The 6657-nt window shown below is 66.7% G+C and carries 9 protein-coding genes; 5 read left to right on the forward strand and 4 right to left on the reverse strand.

Annotated features, from left to right (window positions below):
- The first annotated feature begins 44 nt into the window (after positions 1 to 44).
- The 3 genes from A3764_RS08000 to A3764_RS08010 are packed head-to-tail and all read left to right on the forward strand — an operon-like array spanning position 45 to position 1947.
- Positions 45 to 479, forward strand: coding sequence for a VOC family protein (locus A3764_RS08000; protein WP_067922854.1), 435 nt, complete (start codon positions 45 to 47; stop codon positions 477 to 479).
- On the forward strand, positions 446 to 1204 hold the full coding sequence (locus tag A3764_RS08005; protein WP_082851071.1) for a DUF1194 domain-containing protein: 759 nt from the start codon (positions 446 to 448) through the stop codon (positions 1202 to 1204). Before A3764_RS08000 ends, A3764_RS08005 begins: the two co-directional genes overlap by 34 nt.
- Complete coding sequence (locus A3764_RS08010) at positions 1201 to 1947, forward strand: DUF1194 domain-containing protein (RefSeq protein WP_443069073.1); 747 nt, start codon at positions 1201 to 1203, stop codon at positions 1945 to 1947. The genes A3764_RS08005 and A3764_RS08010 overlap by 4 nt, the downstream gene beginning before the upstream one ends.
- Here the strand turns inward: A3764_RS08010 and A3764_RS08015 are convergent.
- The 3 genes from A3764_RS08015 to A3764_RS08025 all read right to left on the reverse strand — a co-directional run bounded on the left by A3764_RS08015 (position 1941) and on the right by A3764_RS08025 (position 3217).
- Entirely contained in the window at positions 1941 to 2441 is a 501-nt protein-coding gene (locus A3764_RS08015; protein WP_067922847.1) for a MarR family winged helix-turn-helix transcriptional regulator, read from the reverse strand. The two genes, A3764_RS08010 and A3764_RS08015, sit on opposite strands and share 7 nt — an antisense overlap.
- Positions 2442 to 2565: 124 nt before the next feature.
- Positions 2566 to 2826, reverse strand: coding sequence for a succinate dehydrogenase assembly factor 2 (locus A3764_RS08020; protein WP_067922845.1), 261 nt, complete (start codon positions 2824 to 2826; stop codon positions 2566 to 2568).
- Positions 2819 to 3217: a helix-turn-helix domain-containing protein gene (locus A3764_RS08025; RefSeq protein WP_067922844.1), complete on the reverse strand. Its 399-nt coding sequence runs from the start codon at positions 3215 to 3217 to the stop codon at positions 2819 to 2821. The genes A3764_RS08020 and A3764_RS08025 overlap by 8 nt, the downstream gene beginning before the upstream one ends.
- Positions 3218 to 3307: 90 nt before the next feature.
- Here A3764_RS08025 and A3764_RS08030 point away from each other — a divergent pair, with 90 nt between their 5' ends.
- A complete protein-coding gene (locus A3764_RS08030) occupies positions 3308 to 4510 on the forward strand; it encodes a pyridoxal phosphate-dependent aminotransferase (protein ID WP_067922842.1) in 1203 nt (400 codons plus the stop codon).
- Between the two features lie 22 nt (positions 4511 to 4532).
- Positions 4533 to 4934 carry a hypothetical protein gene (locus A3764_RS08035; protein WP_067951443.1) on the forward strand — a complete coding sequence of 134 codons (402 nt, stop codon included), beginning with the start codon at positions 4533 to 4535 and terminating at the stop codon, positions 4932 to 4934.
- 111 nt (positions 4935 to 5045) lie between these two features.
- On the opposite strand, the gene A3764_RS08040 is transcribed toward A3764_RS08035, so the two are convergent.
- The gene (locus A3764_RS08040; RefSeq protein WP_067921193.1) at positions 5046 to 6407 is read right to left on the reverse strand and encodes an MATE family efflux transporter; all 1362 of its coding nucleotides are present in this window, start codon (positions 6405 to 6407) and stop codon (positions 5046 to 5048) included.
- Positions 6408 to 6657: the final 250 nt, after the last annotated feature.

Raw genomic sequence — 6657 nt, forward strand, 5'->3', positions numbered from 1 at the left:
GGCCACGTGCTAGGTTCGGCCAAAGGAAAATCGAAAGGAACGGCATGCCCATCAAATATCTGCACACCATGGTCCGGGTGAAGGATCTGGAGAAATCCAAGGCCTTCTACGAATTGCTGGGCCTGAAGGAACGCCGCCGGATCGAGAACGAGCAGGGGCGCTTCACCCTGGTCTTCATGTGCCCCCCCGGGCAGGACGACGGCCACGCGGATGTCGAACTGACCTACAACTGGGACGGGGACGATGCCCTGCCCGACGACAGCCGGCATTTCGGCCATCTGGCCTATACCGTCGACGACATCTACGCCATGTGCGCGATGCTGCAGGACAACGGCGTCACCATCAACCGCCCCCCGCGGGACGGGCGCATGGCCTTTGTCCGCTCGCCCGACAATATCTCTGTCGAACTGCTGCAGGAAGGCGATGCGCAGGAGCCGAAAGAGCCATGGGCCAGCATGGAGAACACCGGCTCTTGGTAAGGCGTCTCGTCGCCCCGGCCCTTGCGGGGGCGGCGCTGCTGGCGGCGGCCTCGCCGCTGGCGGCGGCCGAATGCCGTCTGGCGCTGCTTCTGGCGCTGGATGTGTCAAGCTCGGTCGACGCGCAGGAGGACGCGCTGCAACGCGGCGGTATAGTCGCCGCCCTGACGGCGCCCGAGGTGGTGGATGCCTTTTTCGCCGCCGACCAGCCGGTCGCGCTGTCGGTCTATGAATGGTCGGGGCGCTACAATCAGGCGGTGGTGCTGGACTGGACGATGATCGACAGCCCCGCCGCACTGGTTTCCGCCGCCGAAACGGTCGCTGCCAGCAAACGCAGCCACAACGATTTTCCCACCGCCATGGGATACGCGCTGGGCTATGGCGCGAAACTGCTGGAACAGGCGCCGCGCTGCCTGCGCAAGACGCTGGACATGGCGGGCGACGGGCAGAACAACGAAGGCTTCGGCCCGGCGGCGGCCTACCGGGAGTTCGCTTTTGGGGATGTCACGGTGAACGGTCTGGTGGTCAATGCCGCCGACTACGAAGGCGAAGTGGGGCTGATTGCCTTTTACCGCGCCGAAGTGCTGCACGGGCCGGGGGCCTTTTTGCAGATTGCCGACGGGTTTGACGATTATGAACGCGCCATGCACGCCAAGCTGGTGCGCGAAGTGACGCCGCCCGCCATCGGTGCGCTGCCCCTGCCCCGCGCGGGCGGCTCCGCCGGATGACAGGCCGGGCGGGGCCTGCGGCCTGCGCGATGCTCGCGCTCTGGGCCGGTCTGGCACCGGGGGCTGCCGCATCCGCCTGCCGTCAGGCGCTGGCGCTGGGGCTCGATGTGTCGGGGTCGGTCGATGCGCGGGAATACCGGCTGCAGATCCACGGGGTGGCGGATGCGCTGTCCGACCCCCGGGTGCGGCAGGCGCTGCTGTCGATGCCGGAGACCCCGGTGCGGCTGCTGGTCTATGAATGGAGCGGGTCGGAGGATCAGGCCATCATTCTGCCCTGGACGGCGATCGATACCGCCCCCGCGCTGGATGCCGCCATCGAGACCCTGCGGGCGACACGGCGGCGCGAGGCCAGCCCCGGCACCGCGTTGGGGGTGGCGATGACGCGGGGGGCGGCCCTGCTGGCCACGCAGAATGATTGCTGGCGCCGCACGCTCGATCTGTCGGGTGACGGCAAATCCAACTTCGGCCCCCGCCCGCGTGACGTGAAGGACGCGTTGGTCGCGGCGGGGAATGTGACCATCAACGCGCTCGCCATCGGGGTGGACAACCCGGCCACGGGTGACATCAGGCAGGCGGAAATCGCGGAGCTTTCATCCTATTTCCGCGCCGAAGTCATCCTTGGCCCTGGGGCCTTCGTGCATACCGCGCTGGGGTTCGAGGATTACGCCCGCGCCCTTGCCGAAAAGCTGCTGCGCGAGCTTGACGGGATCGTCCTGTCCCGGCTGGATGCCGCGCCTCAGTAGATGTAGCGGATCTGGTCGGACCAGTAGCGTTCCATCCGTTTGAGCGCATGGGCGATATCCGTGATCCCGTCGCGCCCGAACATGCCGTTGCTTTCCAGCCCTTCCGCGTGGCGGGCAAAGAGGTTGGAGACGAGATCGCGGATCGCGCGCCCGCGCACCGTCAGCCGCACCCGCACGGAGCGGCGGTCGATCGCGCAGCGTTCGTGATGCATATAGCCCATTTCCACCAGCTTCTTGAGGTTGTAGCTGACGTTGCTGCCCTGATAATAGCCGCGGCTCTTGAGTTCGCCCGCCGTCACCTCGTTGTCGCCGATATTGAACAGCAGCAGCGCCTGAACGGCGTTGATCTCCAACACGCCGACACGCTCGAATTCATCCTTGATGACATCCAGCAGCAGCCGGTGCAGGCGTTCCACCAGCGAAAGCGCTTCCAGATAGCCGACCATGAAATCCCCTGGCTGGCCGGGCGGCGCGATATGGTCCTGTATACTCATTCCGTTCTCCGACGTTGACTGGCTGGAGCCAACCTGCGCGTCAAATCGGAATATTTCGTTAAACGCGCCGGGCATCGCGGCCCGGGGCTTAACCGTCGCACGAGGGGGCGCGACGGCGTATGCGTCAACCGCCGGGCAGCCCTGCGCGGATGTCGCCGATCAGCGCGGCGTGGCGGGCGGGCGGCGCCGCCTGCCCGCTGACCCACTGGTAGAGATCGTGGTCGTTTTCTTCCAGCAGCGCGTCGTAGCCATCGAGGCCCGCGTCGTCCATCCCGGCCAGCCGCGCCTCCGCATAGGCCGACAGGATCAGGTCCATCTCTTTTATGCCGCGCCGCATGGAGCGCATGCGCAGCCGCTTGACGCGGTCGGGCCGCGTTTCAGCCATGGACCTGATCGCTCAGGGCGCGGCGCAGGCGCTTTTCCAGACGGCCGAGGTTTTCGGCCCGCTTCAGCAAGTCGCTGCGCAGGCTGCGCATCTCGGTCAGGATGTCGTTGATGTCCTCGGGCATGCTCTGACGGTCTTCGGGGGCGCCGATGCCTTCGCCCTCGCCGTTGATCAGCCACATCATCGAGACATTGAGCAGACCGGCCAGCATGGACAGGCGGTTCGCGCGCGGTTCGGAATGGTCGTCTTCCCATCCGCGCAGCGTGCTCTGGCGCACGCCGAGGCGACGGGCGAGTTCCGCCTGGCTCAGGCCCGCCTGCTCTCTCGCGGCGGAAACCCTGTCGCCGAATGTCGCGGCGTCGGGGCCGTACCAGTCAATCTCGTCGTTCATCGCACTTCTCCTTCTGTGGGGTTGGCGCTTGATCGGGCCATGCGCCCCCCCTATGAGTAGGCTCGCATCTTTACCGAACCAGAGGCCGAAATGGAACTGCTCTCCGCGACACTTGACCGCGTCAAACCGTCCCCCACGATCGCGGTGACGACGAAGGCCGCCGAACTCAAGGCGGCGGGGCGCGATGTCATCGGCCTCGGCGCGGGGGAGCCGGACTTCGACACGCCCGACAACATCAAGGAAGCGGGCATCGCCGCGATCCGGGCGGGCAAGACGAAATATACCGCCGTCGACGGCATTCCGGAGCTGAAGCAGGCCATCTGCGACAAGTTCCGCCGGGACAACGGGCTGAGCTACACCCCGGCGCAGGTCAGCGTCGGCACGGGGGGCAAACAGGTGCTCTACAACGCGCTGATGGCCACGCTGAACCCCGGCGAGGAGGTCGTGATCCCCGCGCCCTACTGGGTCAGCTATCCCGACATGGTGCTGCTGGCCGGGGGCGAGCCCGTCATCGCGCCCGCCACGCTCGAGACCGATTTCAAACTGTCGCCCGAGGCGCTGGAGGCCGCGATCACGCCGCGCACCAAGTGGTTCATCTTCAACTCGCCGTCCAACCCCACCGGCGCGGGATATACCCGCGACGAGCTGAAGGCGCTGACGGATGTGCTGATGCGCCATCCGCATGTCTGGGTCATGTCGGACGATATGTACGAACACCTCGCCTACGACGATTTCACCTTCTGCACCCCGGCTGAAGTGGAGCCGGCGCTCTATGACCGAACGCTGACGGTCAACGGTGTCTCCAAGGCCCATGCCATGACCGGCTGGCGCATCGGCTATGCCGCGGGGCCGGAAAAGCTGATCGGCGCGATGCGCAAGATCCAGTCCCAGAGCACATCCAACCCCTGCACCATCAGCCAGTGGGCGGCGGTCGAGGCGCTGAGCGGGCCGCAGGATTACATCGCCCCCAACAACGAGATGTTCGCGCGCCGCCGGGACCTCGTGGTCGCGATGCTGAACGAGATCGAGGGCGTGACCTGCCCAAAGCCCGAGGGGGCGTTCTATGTCTATCCCTCCATCGCGGGGTTGATCGGCAAGACCTCAAAGGGCGGTGCCGAGATCACCGACGATCAAGCCTTTGCCACCGCCTTGCTGGAGGAGACCGGCGTTGCCGTCGTCTTCGGCGCGGCCTTTGGCGTATCGCCCAACTTCCGCGTCAGCTACGCCACCTCGGACGATGTGCTGAAGGAAGCCTGCGCCCGTATCCAGAACTTCTGCGCGGGTCTCACGTGACCCGGCGGCGGGGACCGGGCTGATGGCGGGGGAACTGCCGGAATATTATTTCCGCGTGCGCGAGAACGGCGCCGCCGTCTTCCGCGTGGATACCGAGAACCGCAACCGCCGGATCGAGATGGACCAGATCGCCGTGGTCAACATCCGCAACGGCGAGATCAAGCCCCACGGCGAGCGCACCCTGTCGGACGCCGATCTGGACCGGATCCGGGGCTGGATGGAAGAACGCGCTCGCCTGCTGGCCCTGCGCGACATCGACGACATTCACCGCGCTGTGGATTACCTGAACCTGACCACGCAATGGGTGCAGTCGAAGGCCACCGACGAACAGCTCGACGCGGTGACCAACGATCTGCTGCTGGCGATGCACGATTTGCGCAGCACGCTGGTGCGCAAGAAGGCCGACAGGGTGTTGAAAGACTGACTGCGTGATCGGCACGCCATCGTCAGGGCGGCGCGGGCGGCTGGACCCGAGGGGGCTGTCTGCCCCCTCGGACACCCCCGAAAGTATTTCGAATCATGAGAAGAGGCCGGTTCAGACCGCTTCGGCGATGCGGCGGATCGAGACGCCCCAGAAGCGCGCGTTGAGCAGGATCGCGGCGGTGCCCAGCCCCAGCACCAGCCCCGCCCAGACGCCCACGCCGCCAAAGCCCAGCGTGAAGCCCAGCAGGTAGGAAAAGGGCACCCCGATGATCCAGTAGCTGATGGCGGCGAAGATCATGGGGATCTGCGCATCCTGCACCCCGCGCAGGAGGCCCAGCGCGATCACCTGCGCCCCGTCCACCAGCTGAAAGAGCGCCGCGATGGCCAGCAGTGCCACTCCGACGGCGAGGATCTCGGCCCGGGCCGGTTCCCCGTCGCGCATGAAGAGCCCGATCAACGGTTCGGGCCATATCAGGAAGACGGCGATGGTCAGCCCCGCCAGCAGCAGGGAGATCAGCATGGCCATCACCGCGCCCCGGGCCATATGCTGGGTGTCGCCTTGCCCGAAGGCATTGCCCGCCCGGATCGTCGCCACGTTGCTGAGGCCAAGGTGCACCATGAACGTGATGCCCGCCAGTTGCACCGCGATGCCATGGGCCGCCAGCGGCACCGTGCCCAGCCAGCCCATCATCACCGCCGAAGCGGCGAAGAGGCCGACTTCGCAGAGCGTGGTGAGGCCAATGGGCCAGCCCAGCGCGAAGACCCGGCCCAGCATCTGCGCATCGCCGCGCCAGAGGCGAACGAAGATGCCATGGTGCGGCATCTTCAGCAGCACGTAGAGGACGACGCCCAGCAGTGAAACGCCATGCGTGAAAAGCGACGCGATGGCGGCGCCCGTCACGCCCAGCTCCGGCGCGCCCCAGTTGCCGAAGATCACCGCGTAGTTCACCAATCCGTTCACCACTGCCGCCAGCACGGTGATCCAGAGCACGACCTGCGTGCGTTCCAGCGCCGCCAGATAGGATTTCAGCACCATGGTCAGCAGCGCGGGCAATATCCCCCAGCCCGCCACCGCGAGGTAGCCGCCCGCCAGTTCGGCCAGATCGTCGCCCTGCCCCAGCAGACGCAGGACCGGTTCGGCCCAGATGAAGGCGGGCATCACCAGCACGGCAAATCCGGTGGACAGCCAGAGCCCCATCCGCGTGGCGCGGCGCAGGCCCTGTTCGTCCTGCGAGGCCGCGAAGGACGCGACCATGGGCATCACCGCAAGGGCAAAGCCGGAGCCGAAGATGAAGAGGACGAAGAAATAGGTGGCCGCGAGGGTGACGGCGGCCAGCGCCTCCACCCCGTACCAGCCCAGCATCACGGTATCGGTCACCCCGATCGCCATCTGCCCGAGGTGCCCGCCGATGAGCGGCAGCCCCAGCAGGGTAATGGCCTTGGCATGTTCCGCGTATGACATCTGCTTGCGCATGCAACTCTCCTATGCCGCCGCCGCCCGGAGGGGAAGAGGGCAAGCGGCGGGGCGCGCTCTCTGCCTTCGCCTTGCTCTCCTCCGATTCTGGGGTCACAGTCCCCCGGACCTGAGGAGAGGCCATGCCCGCGACCGCAACCCCCATCCATCTCACCCGGCCCGATGCGCCCGCCCTTGCCCGACGGGGGGACAGACCCGTGGGCGTCGCAACGGCAGAGGCGGCACTGGCGAGCGGGCGCCGCCTGACGGT

Source organism: Sulfitobacter sp. HI0129 (assembly GCF_001635395.1).
Taxonomy (GTDB): domain Bacteria; phylum Pseudomonadota; class Alphaproteobacteria; order Rhodobacterales; family Rhodobacteraceae; genus Sulfitobacter.